The 14,654-nt window shown below is 69.4% G+C and carries 13 protein-coding genes; 8 read left to right on the forward strand and 5 right to left on the reverse strand.

Going from position 1 to position 14,654, the window contains the following annotated elements:
* Positions 1-9 precede the first annotated feature (9 nt).
* Positions 10-801 (reverse strand): pyrimidine reductase family protein, encoded by a 792-nt coding sequence (locus AWC08_RS04395; RefSeq protein WP_065137203.1) that lies wholly within the window; start codon positions 799-801, stop codon positions 10-12.
* On the opposite strand from AWC08_RS04395, the gene zapE reads away from it, so the two are divergent.
* Positions 800-1,894: a cell division protein ZapE gene (gene zapE, locus AWC08_RS04400; protein ID WP_142283401.1), complete on the forward strand. Its 1,095-nt coding sequence runs from the start codon at positions 800-802 to the stop codon at positions 1,892-1,894. The two genes, AWC08_RS04395 and zapE, sit on opposite strands and share 2 nt — an antisense overlap.
* On the opposite strand, the gene AWC08_RS04405 is transcribed toward zapE, so the two are convergent.
* From AWC08_RS04405 to AWC08_RS04415, 3 genes are all read right to left on the reverse strand, one after another.
* Positions 1,872-2,369 (reverse strand): GNAT family N-acetyltransferase, encoded by a 498-nt coding sequence (locus AWC08_RS04405; protein WP_178132171.1) that lies wholly within the window; start codon positions 2,367-2,369, stop codon positions 1,872-1,874. The two genes, zapE and AWC08_RS04405, sit on opposite strands and share 23 nt — an antisense overlap.
* Position 2,370: 1 nt before the next feature.
* Complete coding sequence (locus AWC08_RS04410) at positions 2,371-2,895, reverse strand: hypothetical protein (RefSeq protein ID WP_065137205.1); 525 nt, start codon at positions 2,893-2,895, stop codon at positions 2,371-2,373.
* 79 nt (positions 2,896-2,974) lie between these two features.
* A complete protein-coding gene (locus AWC08_RS04415) occupies positions 2,975-3,706 on the reverse strand; it encodes a Clp protease N-terminal domain-containing protein (RefSeq protein WP_065137206.1) in 732 nt (243 codons plus the stop codon).
* Positions 3,707-3,837: 131 nt separating this feature from the next.
* Between AWC08_RS04415 and AWC08_RS04420 the strand changes: the two genes are divergently transcribed.
* From AWC08_RS04420 to AWC08_RS04430, 3 genes are all read left to right on the forward strand, one after another.
* Entirely contained in the window at positions 3,838-4,164 is a 327-nt protein-coding gene (locus AWC08_RS04420) for a DUF732 domain-containing protein (RefSeq protein WP_065137207.1), read from the forward strand.
* Positions 4,165-4,557: 393 nt separating this feature from the next.
* Entirely contained in the window at positions 4,558-9,486 is a 4,929-nt protein-coding gene (locus AWC08_RS04425) for a PE family protein (RefSeq protein WP_085087399.1), read from the forward strand.
* A gap of 379 nt (positions 9,487-9,865) precedes the next feature.
* Positions 9,866-10,819 (forward strand): alpha/beta fold hydrolase, encoded by a 954-nt coding sequence (locus AWC08_RS04430; RefSeq protein ID WP_065137209.1) that lies wholly within the window; start codon positions 9,866-9,868, stop codon positions 10,817-10,819.
* A 68-nt stretch (positions 10,820-10,887) separates the two neighbouring features.
* Here AWC08_RS04430 and AWC08_RS04435 read toward each other — a convergent pair whose 3' ends face one another.
* The gene (locus tag AWC08_RS04435) at positions 10,888-11,112 is read right to left on the reverse strand and encodes a DUF2510 domain-containing protein (protein ID WP_065137210.1); all 225 of its coding nucleotides are present in this window, start codon (positions 11,110-11,112) and stop codon (positions 10,888-10,890) included.
* 187 nt (positions 11,113-11,299) lie between these two features.
* Between AWC08_RS04435 and AWC08_RS04440 the strand changes: the two genes are divergently transcribed.
* From AWC08_RS04440 to AWC08_RS04455, 4 genes are all read left to right on the forward strand, one after another.
* On the forward strand, positions 11,300-11,491 hold the full coding sequence (locus tag AWC08_RS04440) for a hypothetical protein (protein ID WP_065137211.1): 192 nt from the start codon (positions 11,300-11,302) through the stop codon (positions 11,489-11,491).
* Positions 11,492-11,634: 143 nt separating this feature from the next.
* Positions 11,635-12,288, forward strand: a complete 654-nt coding sequence (locus AWC08_RS04445; RefSeq protein WP_065137212.1) for a DUF732 domain-containing protein — start codon at positions 11,635-11,637, stop codon at positions 12,286-12,288.
* 24 nt (positions 12,289-12,312) lie between these two features.
* The gene (locus tag AWC08_RS04450) at positions 12,313-13,161 is read left to right on the forward strand and encodes a serine hydrolase (RefSeq protein WP_083271436.1); all 849 of its coding nucleotides are present in this window, start codon (positions 12,313-12,315) and stop codon (positions 13,159-13,161) included.
* Positions 13,162-13,741: 580 nt separating this feature from the next.
* The gene (locus AWC08_RS04455; RefSeq protein WP_085087401.1) at positions 13,742-14,005 is read left to right on the forward strand and encodes a hypothetical protein; all 264 of its coding nucleotides are present in this window, start codon (positions 13,742-13,744) and stop codon (positions 14,003-14,005) included.
* Positions 14,006-14,654 lie beyond the last annotated feature (649 nt).

The following is a 14,654-nucleotide window of genomic DNA, read 5'->3' on the forward strand; positions in this document are numbered from 1 at the left end:
AACCGTCAGCTACTCCCTGACGTAGCGCGTGTAGAGATAGCCGGCGTCGTCGGTCAGGACGTGGGCGCACCGCATCCGCGTCGCCACCTGCCCAGGTCCCGCCGCGATCCGGTGGGCCTGACCGCCGACCACCAGCGGCGCGATCGTCAGGCACAGCTCGTCGAGCCGGTCGGCCTCGATGAACGCGCCGAGCAGTGTCGGCCCGCCTTCGGTCAGCACACAGGGCAGGCCGCGGTCGGCCAGCGCGGACACCACCACGGACACGTCGACCTCGCCGGGATCGCCGCCCGAGCAGTCGATCACCTCGGCGGGTAACCCGACGAGGTGCCTTCGGGCGTCATCGGCGGCCGCGGTGCAGGTGAGTACCAACGGCGGCACCTCCGTTCGGGTAAACACCGCCAAATCGCGGTCCAGGTGACCGGACCGGGTGACGATCGCCAGCGGCGGGATCTCGCTCTGGCCGCGGTCCTGGCGCTGTTGACGCTGTCCGACGCTCAGCTGCGCACCCGAGTAACCCTCCGAACGCACCGTGCCCGCACCGACGACGATCACATCGGCGAGTTCGCGCAGCACGACGAAGACCGCCCGGTCGCCGGGACCTGCCAGTGCACCGGACAGGCCCTGGACGGTCGCGCCGCCGTCGAGGCTGGTGATGAAGTTCGCCCGCACCCGGGTGCCGCCCGGGGGGTAGCCGTACAACTGCGGTAACTCGCCGTGGACGAGTTCGCGCTGTGCGCCGAGCAGCTTCAGCGAGGTCTCGGCGGCCAGGCCGGATGCGATACCGGCCTCGAAGTCTGGCATGTGGTCGATTGCAGCACGTCGCTACAGTGCCACCATGCACGGGTCTACACCTTCGGCCGCGGTCGGTCACCTGGTGGACCGGCATCCGGCGGTGTCACCGGAGCGATTGATCGCCCAGTTGCGGCCGCCGCCGACGTTCGCCGATGTGAGCTTTGCCAGCTATCGGCCCGACCCGGCCGAGCCGACTCAGTCGGCGGCGGTGCTGTCGTGTCAGGAGTTTTGCCGGCAGGCGCAGGAGCGACGGGCCGGCCGCAAGAAGCTGTTCGGCCGACGGGAGGTGCTGCCCGGCGTCGGGCTGTATCTGGACGGCGGATTCGGGGTGGGTAAGACCCACCTACTGGCCTCGGCCTACTACCAGCTGCCCGGCGCCGGACCAGGCGTGGCCGAAAGCCCCAAGGCTTTCGCGACTTTCGGAGAACTGACGCAGCTGGCGGGGGTCTTCGGGTTCGTCGAGTGCATCGACATGCTGGCCGACTACACCGCGGTATGCATCGACGAGTTCGAATTGGACGATCCGGGCAACACCACGCTGATCTCCCGCATGCTGTCGTCACTGGTCGAACGGGGTGTCTCGGTGGCGGCCACTTCGAACACTTTGCCGGAGCAACTGGGCGAGGGACGCTTCGCCGCTCAAGATTTTCTGCGTGAAATCCACACGCTGGCAAGCATTTTCACCACAGTGCGGATCGAAGGTCCGGACTATCGGCACCGTGATCTGCCGCCGGCGCCGCGCCCGCTGTCCGACGAGGAGGTGGTTGCCCGGGCCGCTGAGGTGCCCGGGGCGACCCTGGATGACTTCGACGCACTGTGTGCGCATCTGGCCACCATGCACCCGTCGCGCTACCTGACGCTGATCGAAGATGTGACGGCGGTGTTCGTGACCGGCGTACACGGTCTGGACGACCAGAACGTGGCGCTGCGGCTGGTGGCGCTGACCGACCGGCTTTATGACGCGGGCATCCCGGTGGTGGCGTCCGGGGCAAAGCTGGACACCGTTTTCAGCGAGGAGATGCTGGCCGGTGGCTATCGCAAGAAGTACCTGCGGGCCACCTCACGGCTGCTGGCGCTGACTACCCGAGCTCCCGGGTCATGACGTAGTCGTTCTCCAGATGGGGACCGAGCCGGAAGCTCCGGGTGCCGGTGACGCTGAAGCCGGCTTTGGCGTAAAAGCGTTGCGCCCGTTGATTTTCCTGGTTGACGCCTAACCACACGCGCTGGGCGCCCCACTCGGCGGCGCGGGCAACTGCTGCCTCCATCAGTGCCGCCGCCACCCCGGTGCCGTGATACTCGGCGAGCGTGTAGAGCTTTGACAGCTCCACCTGCTGGGCTGGCTGGTCGCGAATGAGCATGGCGTAGCCGACGATTCGTCCCTCGCGGCGGGCGGTCAGGATGCCGCGTTGCGGGTCGGAGAGGTATTCGCCGAACCGGGCGGCGGAAAGGTGGGCGGCGATGAACGCGGCGACGTGCTCGGCCGCCACCGAAGGCGGGCACGCCAGTGGAAAGGTCTGCGCGGCAAGGGCGGCGATCGCGTCGGCGTCTGCCGGGCCGGGGTCGGCTACCTCGTGCAGATCACAGGTTCCACTGCGCGAGGTGCTCACCGGTCTTGCGGTCCAGCAGCACGACCACGGACACCGGGTCGCGGTAGGCGTCCCAGTACACTCCGCCCCGAACGACCGCTCCCTGAGGCGCGTTACCCAATGCGGCGTCGAGCCAGTCGGGCGCGTCGCACGGTCGCGGCTTGTAGGCGTCGGCGAAGGGCGTGACGCCGTCGAAGCTGAAGTTGGTCGCCATGATGTAGGAGTTGGGCACCCGGACCGCGCGCACCACCACGTCGGCGCGATTGACCGAGCTGTCCGGGAAGCTCTTGACCGGAACGCCGCTGCGTGTGTAACCGAATCCCGGTGGGGGGTCGACCGGTACCACGCTGGTGACGGTGACGTCCGCGACGTAACTGCCGGTGTCCACCCGCAACGTGTCGCCGATGTGGCCGATCGGTGCGTCACCGGCCCGCGCGCGGGGCAGAGCGGCGTCTACCGACAGCACGCCGGCCGCCGTGACGAGGAAAGCGGAAAGGACGATCAGCCAGCGGTGCATCTTCGCCTCCTGGGCTGCCTGTTCTCCGGACCTTCGCATGATTACACACGTGGGTTCACCGCGCGGAAGGTTGGCCCCTTCAGGGTTGGGGGTTCGTGGCGGTGGCGATCGACTCGAGGGCTGCGACCAAATCGGTTTCCACACGCTGCTTGTCCACGCCGGCCCGGTGCAGCGGCCCGGTGCCGTCCTCGAGTTCGAGCAGCGCCAGCAGTAGGTGTTCGGTTCCGATGTAGTTGTGGCCCAACCGAAGTGCCTCCCGGAACGTCAGCTCGAGGGCCTTGCGGGCCGGGCCGCTGAACGGGATCAGGCTGGGCGTTTCCTCGGCAGCGGCAGGAAGCTCTATCGACTTCTGCAGGGCTGCGGTGTCGATTTTCTGCAGCCGGAGTAACACTGTGGCGAGCGCCGCGGGATCGCTGAGCGTGCCGAGCAGCAGGTGATTTGGCGTGATCTCGGCGTTGCCGGCCTCGTGCGCAACGTTCTGGGCGGCGACCACCGCTCCGCGAGCCCGTGGGGTGAACCGTCCGAAGCCCTGCTCGGGGTCCAGGGGAGTGGCTTCGGCCCTGGGGACGAACCGCTTCTGCGCGGCCTGTTTGGTGACGCCCATGGCTTTGCCGATCTCGGTCCAGGAGGCGCCGGAGCGTCGGGCCTGGTCGACGAAGTGCCCGATCAGGTGGTCGGCGACTTCGCCGAGAGTTTCCGCCGTCAGCACGGCGTCAGCCAGTTGGTCGAGTGCGTCGGTGTGCACCTTCTTGATGGCGTTGATCAGCTCGTCGAGGCGGACCGGGTAGGCGATTTTTGCCGATGACTCCATGGCGTCAACCTTAGGTTGACGCCATGCGATGTGTCAACCTCGGGTTGACGCTGGTGCCGGGGAAAGTTCACTCGCCGTTCTCCATCGCTCGAGATGCGGCCTGATCTCGGGTTTGGGAGAATCGCAGGGCTATGAGAATCCTTGCTTGCATGGTTGCGGCGGCGGCTGCCATCGGTGTGGCGGCGCCCGCGCACGCGGACGCCAACCAGGACCAGGCCTTCCTGGTCTCCCTGGGGGCGGCCGGCCTGACCTATAAGGACCCCCAGAGCGCGATCGCGGCCGGCAAGACGGTCTGCGACATGGCCAACGAGGGCAAGACGGGGGTCGAGGTCGTCAAGGTGCTCCAGGACGCGAACCCCTCCTTGTCGCAGATGAACGCCGCCCGGTTCACCGCGATCTCGGCCGGTGTGTACTGCCCGGCGCAGCTGCCCCCCATTCAGCCGTCGTCGGGCGGCTAACTCTCGACCGATGCCGACGCGCCATGGAACATGTTGCGCGCCAATGAAATCCGCGCGGGTATGAGCTGGTAACGCTGCGACGCAATGGGTTCGACAAGATGGCTCGCCGCTTGACCTGCGTGACGGCTCTCAAGCGTGCGTTCCGGTTGGGAGCCCGGCCGGCCAAGCCCACGACGCGGCAATCGGCGATGGCTGCAAAAAAGAATGTAGCCGCTCGCCATAAAAGAATGCATATGCTCGCAATTAAAGATTGCGAACACTCGCAACCAAGAATGTATTCACTCACCAACAAAGAATGCAATTACAATCATTGATTAAATGGCTGCACGCTTGTTTTCCGAGGCGTACCGTCTGCCCCCAATGATGTGTTGTCCATTCATCTAGGAGGGTTCAATGTCGTCTTTCCTGATCGCGGTGCCCGACGCATTGGCCGCGGCTTCGGCGGATTTGACGGGTATCGGAGACGCCGTGCGGCAGGCGACTTCGGTGGTGGCGGGACCGACGACGGCGATCGTGCCCGCGGCCGCTGACGAGGTGTCGGCGGCCATCACTCGGGCATTCGGCACGTTCGGGCAGGATTTCCAAGCGTTGAGCGCGGAGACGGCGTTGTTCCATCAGCGGTTCGTCCAGGCGCTGTCGGGGGGTGCGGGAGCGTACGCGGCGGCCGAAGCGGTCAACGCGTCGCCACTGGCGGCAGCTCAGAATCTGTTCGGCACCGCGGCGGCCTGGGATCCGATCAAGGATCTAACCGGACGCTCCTTGTTCGGCAACGGTGCTGATGGCGCAGCTGGTACCGGGCAAGCCGGCGGTAACGGCGGGTGGTTGTTCGGCAACGGCGGAAATGGTGGCTCGGGCGCCCCCGGTGGCCAGGGCGGGGCCGGCGGCTCGGCCGCCCTGTTCGGTGCCGGCGGCAATGGCGGAGCCGGCGGCAACGCGATCACGCCAGGTGGCGTGGGTGGCAACGGCGGGGCCGGCGGAGCGAACGGATTCCTCTTCGGCGGCAACGGCGGTGCGGGCGGTGCCGGTGGCATCGGGGCTATCGGCGGGACGGGTGGCGCCGGCGGTGCGAACAGGCAACTGCTCGGATTCTTCGGCTCCGGCGGTGCCGGTGGTGCCGGTGGGACGGGTACCGCCGGCTTGGACGGTCTGCTCGGTGGGGCGGGCGGCCACGGTGGCACCGGCGGGGCTGGTGGCGCCGGCGGGGCCAACTACTCGCTGCTCGGCGGCGCCGGTGGAATAGGCGGCGCGGGCGGCGCCGGCGGCGTCGGCGGTGCCGGTGGCGCCGGAAGCACCGGTGTGGGCATGGCTGGCGGAGTAGGTGGTGCCGGTGGTGACGGTGGCAACGCAGGTGCGGGTGGGGCCGCCGGCGGCTCGATCGCGCTCTTCGGAAAGGCCGGCATCGCGGGACACGCCGGGGTGGCCGGCAACGGTGGGGTCGGCGGTGATGGTGGCGCCGGTGCCGCGGCCACCAGCGCCGCTGGCGTCGGGTTCAGTGGTGGCGCCGGCGGTGCGGGAGGGAGTGGCGGGTCAGCCGGCGCCGGCGGACTCAACGGGGCAGGCGGGGCCGGCGGCAGCGGCGGAATCGGCGGCAACGGTGCTGCCAGCACGAGCATCACACAGGCCGGCGGCGCCGGCGGTAACGGCGGCAACGGCGGTGCGGGTGGCGCGGCCGGTGGCGGCGCGGGTGCCGCGGGTGCGGTGGGCAGCGGCGGTGCCGCCGGCGCCGGAGGCAACGGCGGGGCCGGCGCGGACGCCGCGAACGGCAGTGGTGCCGCGGGCAGTCGTGGTGGTGCGGGCGGCAGTGGTGGCCAGGGCGGCAGCGCCGGTAGCGCGCTGGGCACCGCGGGTGCCAGCGGGCATGGTGGCAACGGTGGCCAGGGTGGCGCCGGTGGCAGCGTGCTGCCTTCCGCTCCCGGCGGGGCCGGTGCCGGCGGTGCCGGTGGCGACGGCGGAAACGGCGGTGGCGCGGCCGCGGTGGGCACCAATGCCACAGTGGGTGCCGGCGGCAACGGTGGCGCCGGAGGCGCCGGAGGGATCGGCGTCGACGGCGGGCCCACCACTAACGGCGGGAACGGTGGTGCCGGCGGCGCGGGCGGTAACGGCGGAAACGCCGGAGGCGCGACCGGGCTCAGCGGCAGCGGCGGTACCGGCGGCGCCGGCGGCACCGGTGGTGACGGCGGCAAGGGCGCCCTCAACGGTCTGACCGGCGGCAACGGCGGCGATGGTGGCGCCGGCGGCTCGGCCGGCGCGGTCGGCACCGGCGGCAAGGCCGGCAATGGCGGCGCCGCTGGTGACGGTGGCAGCGGCGGCAACGGGCTTGCGGGCGCGCACGGCAGCGGCGCCGTCGGCGGTAACGGCGGTGCGGGCGGCAACGGTGGCCAGGGCGGCAGTGCCGGCGGCCCGTCGGGTATCGCCGGCGCCAGCGGCGACGGCGGTAGCGGTGGACAGGGTGGCGCGGGCGGCAGCGTGCTGTCCAGTGCCGCGACCGGAGCCGGCGCCGGCGGTGCCGGCGGGACCGGCGGCAACGGCGGGGCCGCGGCCGCGGTGGGTACCGGCGCCACGGTGGGCGCCGGCGGCAACGGCGGCGTGGGCGGTGACGGCGGCGTCGGCGTCGACGGGGGACCCACCACCGGAGGCGGTAACGGCGGCGCCGGCGGCGCCGGCGGCAACGGTGGCAACGCCGGCGGAGCCTCCGGGATTAGCGGCAGCGGCGGCGCCGGCGGTGACGGTGCCGACGGCGGTAACGGCGGCACCGGCAACCTGAACGGCGGAGCCGGCGGCAATGGCGGTAACGGTGGCAGCGGTGGCGCGGCGGGCACCGTCGGCACCGGCGGCATCGTGGGCAACGGCGGTGCCGCCGGCGACGGCGGCAACGGCGGGAACGGTTTCTCGGGCGCGGCCGGCAGTGGCAAGGCCGGCGGTAGCGGCGGGACGGGCGGCAACGGCGGTCAGGGTGGAAACGCCGGCGGCGCGCTGGGCACCGCCGGTGTCAGCGGTAACGGCGGCAACGGCGGTCAAGGTGGCGCCGGCGGCAGCGTGTTGCCCACTGCCCCCACTGGGGCCGGCGCTGGTGGCAACGGCGGTAACGCCGGCCACGGCGGTCTCGCGGCCACCGTGGGCAGCGGCGCGGCAGTGGGCAATGGCGGCAACGGTGGCGCCGGCGGAGCCGGCGGGATCGGTGTCGACGGCGGACCCACCACCAGTGGCGGCAATGGCGGCGCTGGTGGAATCGGCGGTCACGGTGGTAACGCGGGCGGCGCTTCAGGTATCAACGGCGACGGCGGTGCCGGCGGCGCGGGCGGTTTCGGCGGTAACGGCGGTACCGGCGGCGTCAACGGTACGAACGGCGGCAACGGCGGCAACGGCGGCGCCGGCGGCGCGGCCGGCACCGGCGGTGCCGGCGGCACGGCAGGTAAGGGTGGTGCGGCCGGAAACGGCGGTGCCGGCGGCAACGGCGCCGCCGCCGCCATCGGCAGCGGGAACGCCGGCGGTAGCGGCGGCGCGGGCGGCAACGGCGGCCAGGGTGGTAACGCCGGCAGTGCGCTGGGCACCGCGGGTGCCAGCGGAAACGGCGGCGACGGCGGTGACGGCGGTGCCGGTGGCAGCGTGCTGCCCACCGCCCCGAGCGGGGTCGGCGCCGGCGGAGCCGGTGGTAGCGGCGGCAATGGCGGGGCCGCAGCCACCGTCGGCAGCGGTGCAACGGTCGGTGCCGGCGGGAACGGCGGCGACGGCGGCGACGGCGGGATCGGCGTCGACGGAGGTCCCACCACCGGCGGCGGCAGCGGCGGCGTCGGCGGTGCCGGCGGCAACGGTGGTAACGCCGGCGGTGCGACCGGAACCAGCGGCAGCGGCGGCACTGGCGGCGATGGCGGCACGGGCGGCAACGGTGGCACCGGTGCTTACAACGGCGGCGCCGGCGGTAACGGTGGTAACGGTGGCAACGGCGGTGCGGCCGGAACCGTCGGCACCGGTGGAACGGTCGGCGCCGGTGGTTTCGCCGGCGACGGCGGTAACGGCGGTAACGGTGCCGCCGCCGCTGCCGGCAGTGGCATCGCCGGCGGTAAGGGCGGCGCGGGCGGCAACGGCGGTCAGGGCGGTAGCGCCGGCGGCGCATCCGGCCTTGCCGGTGTTAGCGGCGACGGCGGTAATGGCGGCCACGGCGGTGCCGGCGGCAGCGTGCTGCCGGGTGCCCCGGCCGGAGCCGGAGTCGGCGGCGCCGGCGGTAGTGGCGGCAACGGCGGGGTGGCGGCGACGGTGGGCGCCGGTGCCCTCGTGGGTAACGGCGGTAACGGCGGGGCCGGCGGTGACGGCGGTGTCGGCGTCGACGGCGGACCCGTTCTCACCAACGCCGGTAACGCCGGTGCCGGCGGTGCCGGCGGTGCCGGCGGAAACGCGGGCGGCGGTGGCGGCCTTGCCGGCAGCGGTGGGGCCGGCGGTAAGGGCGGCGTCGGTGGCAACGGCGGCACCCCGGCCGCCTCGAGCGGCGGCAACGGCGGCAGCGGCGGTAACGGCGGCAACGGCGGTGCCGGTGGCGCGGCCGGTGCGGTCGGGGGTAGTGGCCAGGTCGGCAACGGTGGCGCTGCCGGCGCCGGCGGCAACGGTGGAAATGGCGCTGACAGCCCGAACGGGAGCGGTAAGGCCGGTGGTAACGGCGGTGCGGGTGGCAACGGCGGACAGGGTGGCAGCGCCGGTGGCGCTACCGGCATCGCGGGCGCCAGCGCCGCCGGCGGTAACGGCGGCCAAGGTGGTGCCGGGGGCAGCGTGCTGCCGGGCGCCGCGGCCGGTTCTGGGGCCGGTGGGACCGGCGGGGCTGGCGGTAACGGCGGCATCGCGGCGACCACAGGCAGCGGTGCAACGGTCGGGGCCGGCGGCAATGGCGGAGCCGGAGGCGCCGGTGGGCTCGGTGTCGACGGCGGGCCTACGACCCCCGGCGGTAACGCCGGTGCCGGCGGCGCCGGCGGCGCGGGTGGTAACGCCGGTGGGGCGGCCGGGCTCAGCGGCAGCGGCGGTGCAGGAGGCGCCGGGGGTGCCGGTGGTAACGGCGGCACCGGCTCGAGCAAAGACGGCGGTAGCGGCGGCAACGGTGGTGCCGGCGGGTCGGCCGGCGGTGTGGGCAGCGGCGGCAAGGGCGGTAACGGTGGTGCCGCCGGCGCCGGCGGTAACGGCGCGGCGGCCCTCGGCAAGGGCGGCAACGGCGGCAACGGTGGCAACGGCGGCAATGGCAACGGCGCGATCGGCGGTGTGGGCGGCGCCGCAGGAGCGGCCGGGACGGGACCCGGCGGTGACGGAAAGAGTGGCACCAAAGGTAACGACGGCAGCTAGCCCACCGGCGAATCGGCCACCGCTGGCTCAGCGGTGGCCGATTCGCCGCAGTCCCCATTATGAGGAGGTTCTCTGCACCCGGAAGTATGCGAATGGCGGTAATGTGGCGCCGGTCGAGGGCTAATTGCTCAAGGCGTCGAAAATTGCGTTCAGTTTTGGAATACAGCATGCGGTATTCGCACGAGTAAACCGACTCGCGGCGTTGTCGCACCTGACGTCACCAGGCTGGGCTGAGAACGCTTATTGCGCGTGCTTCAGTCGAATATTTCGGTAGGCGCAGCGCGCAGAGTGCGCCCACCGGGTATACCAATAGGGACGAGCAACCCGCGGGCGTGAGGGAGTGTGCGATGCGAGGCGCAGTGGCGCGGGACAACCGCTGATGCGAGCCGGGCTGGCCATCGGTGCGGCATTGGGGACGACTGGCTTGTTGGGCTGGGCCGGGCTGCGCGCCCTGGTCGGGTGGATCGAGCGCAACCCCGATCCCCTCACACGCGAGCAATTGCTCGCCGAGCCGCAAGGGGAGGAGGTGACGCTAATCCGCCCGGACGGCACGGAGTTGCGCGCGCTGGTCGCGGGTGAGGGGCCGCCCGTCGTTCTCGTGCACGGCTACACCGTGACCCTCGCCGAATGGAACCTCGTGTGGGACGACCTGCTGGCCAGGGGATTTCGCGTCATCGCCTTCGATCAGCGTGGCCACGGCCGATCCACTCTGGGTTCGGAGGGTATCGGCTCCGCGCCCATGGCCGCCGACATCGCCGCGGTGCTGGAACATTTCGACGTTGCCGATGCCGTCCTCGTCGGCCATTCAATGGGCGGGTTTGTGACCATTCGCGCCCTGCTCGACCACGCCGGCGTCGCACAGCGATTACGGGGGCTCGTGCTGTTCGCCACGTGGGCAGGCCGTGTTTTGGACGGAGCGCCCCAGAACAAGCTGCAGATCCCCCTGCTCGAGCGTGGCATCCTGCAGCGGTTGATCCGCTATCGGACGGTGGGGGTGCTGTTCGGCGCTGCGCAATGCGGAGCGCGTCCCTCGCCGGCGATGGTCTCGGTGTTTACCGAGGGCTTCCGCCAGCACGTTGAGGAACACGGGGCGCTGCTGCCGATCGTGCGCGCCTTCTCGCGCGAAGACCGCTATCCGCGCCTGGGCGAGATCACCGTGCCCACGGTGGTCATGGTTGGAGCAGCGGACCGCACCACGCCGCCCAGTCACTCCCGTCGGATGGCCGACGGCATTCCCGGCGCCCGGTTGGTCACGGTGCCCGATGCGGGGCACGCGCTGAACTGGGAAGCTCCCGACGAGCTGGTCAAGGTCATCGAATCGCTGACGGCGTAGTAGATCTCGGCGATATGTAAGCGAATGTCTAAGCGCCGCAGTAGGTTCGACCTCCGTCCCGTCGATGCTCAGCCGGCCGGCCTGGTCGCCTGCGTCCAGGTGTGACCGTCGAAGTAGCGCAGCACGTTCGGATCTGACTGGTCGGGATACCAGCCCGCGCCGGGTTGCCAGGCGTGCGGGACGTAGGGCGGGGCTTCAGGCGATCTGGTCAGACGCACCAGCAGTGCGATCACGCCGGCAACGAGGCCGAGTCCGACGATCCCGACGATGATCAGCATGAGAAGACTTGCCATGAGTGGTCACTCTTGCAGATGAACGTGGTCGAGTCCCGGCATCGGTGCTGGTGCGGCTGGCGCATTTGAGTCACCGGCCGTGCCCGGGCTTGCGTCGGCGTCTCGATCGAGCGAATCATCAACGCCATGGCGGGGGGCAAACGAGCGGCGGCCGCGCTGGCGGCTTCACTGGCGCTGGTGAGCGGACGTGACCCTCAAACGTGTTGACGAGTTGAAGCCCGGCGACAGGATCCGCATGACGATCGGGCACGCGACCGTCGTCGAAATCGAACCCCTCGAAGGAGACCGCACGATGCTCACCTTCCTGTACGGAACGCGAAGGCCCGCCGACAACGACGTCACCGTGGATGTGCTGGAGGATGACGAATGGGGTTGGTAGGGCGGACTTGTCATCGAGGCCCCAAGTACTCGCCAAATTTCCGCGCAGGGTGCTTTTTTGGTTAACGCGAGGTAAACTAAGCGCTAACTCCCTGTGTAGGAGGGAGCCTGGACGACTGCGCCTCGAGCCAATCGGAGCCCGCTATGTTCACCCGCATCACCGTCGCTGCCGGGTCACTGCTCACCACCGTCTCGTTGCTCAGCGGCGCCGCAATGGTGCACGCCGGCGCAGCGTCGGCTGACTCGAGCCAGGACGACCATTTCCTGGCACTGCTCGACCAAAAGGGCGTCTCGGCCCTGTCGGGTGTGCCGGCCCTCATCGCCACGGCGCATCAAATTTGCGGCAGTCTGGCGTCGGGCATGTCGGCGGACGCCTTGGTGGCTGCGCTGGTGGACAACGCGAACAACGTCACCCCTGGTGCCGACCCGGGCCGCCTCTTGCGCACCGAATCACGGTTCCTCGACGCAGCAGTGGAAGCCTACTGCCCGGACTACCGAGGACGGGTGGTGTTCACCAATCCCGCGGGATGGAGCCGGCCGAAATATGCTGTCGTGCTGGCTTCTTCGCTGATCAAGGGAGCCAATCCGGAAATCCCGACTCCGCCTGGGCCGGGAGCTGAGGCGCAGAACCTCACGCCACCATCGGCAGTGGCCCCGCCTCCACCGCGGAAGACGGCACCTCCCGTTGTCGGTCCGCCGCCCGGGGGTGGCGGTGGGGGAGGAGGCACCGGCGGTGGCACCGGCGGGGTCTCACCGACACCGCCCATGGAACCGGGGATCATCACGCTGGCGCCGTAACGCTCAGCCATCTACGGTGCTCTCATGTTGCATGGGCTGCCGATGCCGCACGTCGCGCTGGATCGGTCGATCAGCGACACGGTCGGCACTACGCCCGACGTCACTTGGTCGATCTGTATTCGAGACGCTGGCGGCCGCCAACTCGCAGAACACAATTCCGATGTGTCCATGGAAACTGCCAGTGTCGGAAAGCTGCTGCTCTTGGCCGAAGTGGCGCGGCAGTGCGTCGAGGGGTCGATGGACTGCTACGAATTGCTCGACCGCAATCCTGCTGTGTACGTTGCGGATTCGGGTATCTGGCAGCATCTGCACGCTCAGCGGTTCTCCGTCCACGATCTGTGCGTGCTGGTCGCCTCGGTCAGCGATAACCTCGCCACCAACGTGTTGCTGAACCGTGTGGGCTTAGACAGCATCCAAGCATTTTGTGGGACAATCGGTTTGGCCAAGACCGCGCTGCTGGATCGTGTTCGGGACCATCGTGGACCCGATGACGTGTGGACGTTGTCGGTGGGTTCGGCCGCTGAGTTGTCCGATTTCATGTGTCGCCTGGCCGCCAAGCGGCTCATATCGCAGGCGGTCTCGGACCAGTTGAACAGGTGGCTGGCGACAGGCCTGGATCTGTCGATGGTGGCATCTGCATTCGGTCTGGATCCTCTAGCGCATGCCGAGCCGGATCGCGGCTATTGCGTCCGCAACAAGACTGGAACCGACGCGGCCGTCAGAGCCGACGTGGGCACCATAGAACGAAACGGCACCTGGTACTCCTATGCCGTTATTGCCAACTGGGATGCCGCCGGCCCCGATTGGCGAGACACAGTGCTCGCGGGAATGCGCTCGATCGGTGAGGTGCTCAGAGATCTTCTTGCGCACTAAGCGTGAGTGCGACGTGTGGGTGGTCCGCTGCCATGAGGTCCGGCCACAAGATGTTGGGTGAGTGACCCCGTATGGGTTCGGTTTCTGCTGTCGGTCATTTGTCCCATCCGTAGGAATCGTCATGTCTGCATTGACGTCGAGCGGCGACGAACCACTGCCACGAACGTAACAAGGGCGGACAACCGTCCATGCTCGTCGCCGCCCTCGGGAAGGGCCGAGTTCCGTTGTCGGACGGGGCGGCGCGATCGTTTCACCTCCACTGGGCCCGGCGGGGCCGACTGGCTGCTCGTGAACACCCGGGGAGTCATCAGCGCGACACCCTGGACGGTTCAACGCGTAAACGCGACGATCCGGTCAACGATGATTCCGATGACGATCCGGCCAGAGATGTCCGATTCCTACGGATGGGACAAATGACCGACAGCAGAAACAAATGATGACCAAGTCACGGACGGCCCTGGCGGCGCTGGTGCCGAGCTGCTGGCGGCCGCAGATGCGTCGGGTCCCGCGGCGGCCGCGCCGGGGGCGATGGGCCATGGCGCCGTTCCAGAAAATATTTCTCTGAACTGCGCAAACCGTGGTGCGCGGCACCCCGTACCAGTCCGCTGGCTACTCGTCCTACACCCCAACCAGCCCGACCGTCATCCCAGCCATGGCCGTCTCCCAAGCACCGGCCAACATCGCCGAAGCCGTCCACGCATCAAGCGCCGGCGGAACCCTGAACGTCACCTACGACCAGCGCGGCGCATGGCAACCCACACCCCAGATGAAAGACGACCTACACGCCATCGCCAGCACCACCAGCGCACCACAAGTGTCCGGCGGCGCAGGACTACCAACGTAGCGCTACTTAGCGGCTGGTCCGTCCTCTCGTTCGGCTTCATCCTCTTGCATTGTCCTGGTGGGCGGGCCAACAAGTTCGGCGTCGTTCCACAACTGCGCGTAATCCGCGCGCAGAACCTCGCGGGCTTTCTCCGGCATGGGAGAAAGGACCGTAGTCACTTTCCCAACGCCATTGAGTGAAGTTCCGAGGGTCAGAACCTGTTCCTCCGCGTCAGCGATAAGAACCCGGTCATGCAGGGCGGTCGACGCTCTCGCCTCGACTCGGCGCGGGAGACTTGCGCTGTCAAGATAAGCACGCATCGATGCCACAACACGCTTATGCCTCGGCTTCCCTGATACGAGAATCCGCGTCAATCCTGTGCTTACGACGACCATGTGCAGCTCATCTAGCTGCAAGTACGGGTCGACTAGCAGACCAGGACCTGCAGCGGCAAGGTGCCCGACCAACATCGGATATGCCAAAGGGTCATCTTTTCCTAGAACGACAACGCTCACGTCCTCATCGGAATCCTCACGCTCGTGAGAACGAAACAACGCGCGCCCCATCTCGGTCAACCGCAGACCCGCGGTCGCTGTTGACGACGGTCCAAACGTAGGCCAGGAGTGACGGTCGAAAAGTAGGCCACGTGGTCGTATTTATTGTGCCGTGT

This window comes from Mycobacterium gordonae (assembly GCF_002101675.1).
Taxonomy (GTDB): Bacteria; Actinomycetota; Actinomycetes; order Mycobacteriales; family Mycobacteriaceae; genus Mycobacterium; species Mycobacterium gordonae.

What these genes read in the sequence shown, in the direction of transcription:
- AWC08_RS04395 (WP_065137203.1), bottom strand. Translation starts at nt 801, where the DNA reads ATGCCAGACTTCGAGGCCGGTATCGCATCCGGCCTGGCCGCCGAGACC.
- zapE (WP_142283401.1), top strand. Translation starts at nt 800, where the DNA reads ATGTGGTCGATTGCAGCACGTCGCTACAGTGCCACCATGCACGGGTCT.
- AWC08_RS04430 (WP_065137209.1), top strand. Translation starts at nt 9,866, where the DNA reads ATGCGAGCCGGGCTGGCCATCGGTGCGGCATTGGGGACGACTGGCTTG.
- AWC08_RS04410 (WP_065137205.1), bottom strand. Translation starts at nt 2,895, where the DNA reads ATGCACCGCTGGCTGATCGTCCTTTCCGCTTTCCTCGTCACGGCGGCC.
- AWC08_RS04415 (WP_065137206.1), bottom strand. Translation starts at nt 3,706, where the DNA reads ATGGAGTCATCGGCAAAAATCGCCTACCCGGTCCGCCTCGACGAGCTG.
- AWC08_RS04435 (WP_065137210.1), bottom strand. Translation starts at nt 11,112, where the DNA reads ATGGCAAGTCTTCTCATGCTGATCATCGTCGGGATCGTCGGACTCGGC.
- AWC08_RS04420 (WP_065137207.1), top strand. Translation starts at nt 3,838, where the DNA reads ATGAGAATCCTTGCTTGCATGGTTGCGGCGGCGGCTGCCATCGGTGTG.
- AWC08_RS04445 (WP_065137212.1), top strand. Translation starts at nt 11,635, where the DNA reads ATGTTCACCCGCATCACCGTCGCTGCCGGGTCACTGCTCACCACCGTC.
- AWC08_RS04425 (WP_085087399.1), top strand. Translation starts at nt 4,558, where the DNA reads ATGTCGTCTTTCCTGATCGCGGTGCCCGACGCATTGGCCGCGGCTTCG.
- AWC08_RS04450 (WP_083271436.1), top strand. Translation starts at nt 12,313, where the DNA reads ATGTTGCATGGGCTGCCGATGCCGCACGTCGCGCTGGATCGGTCGATC.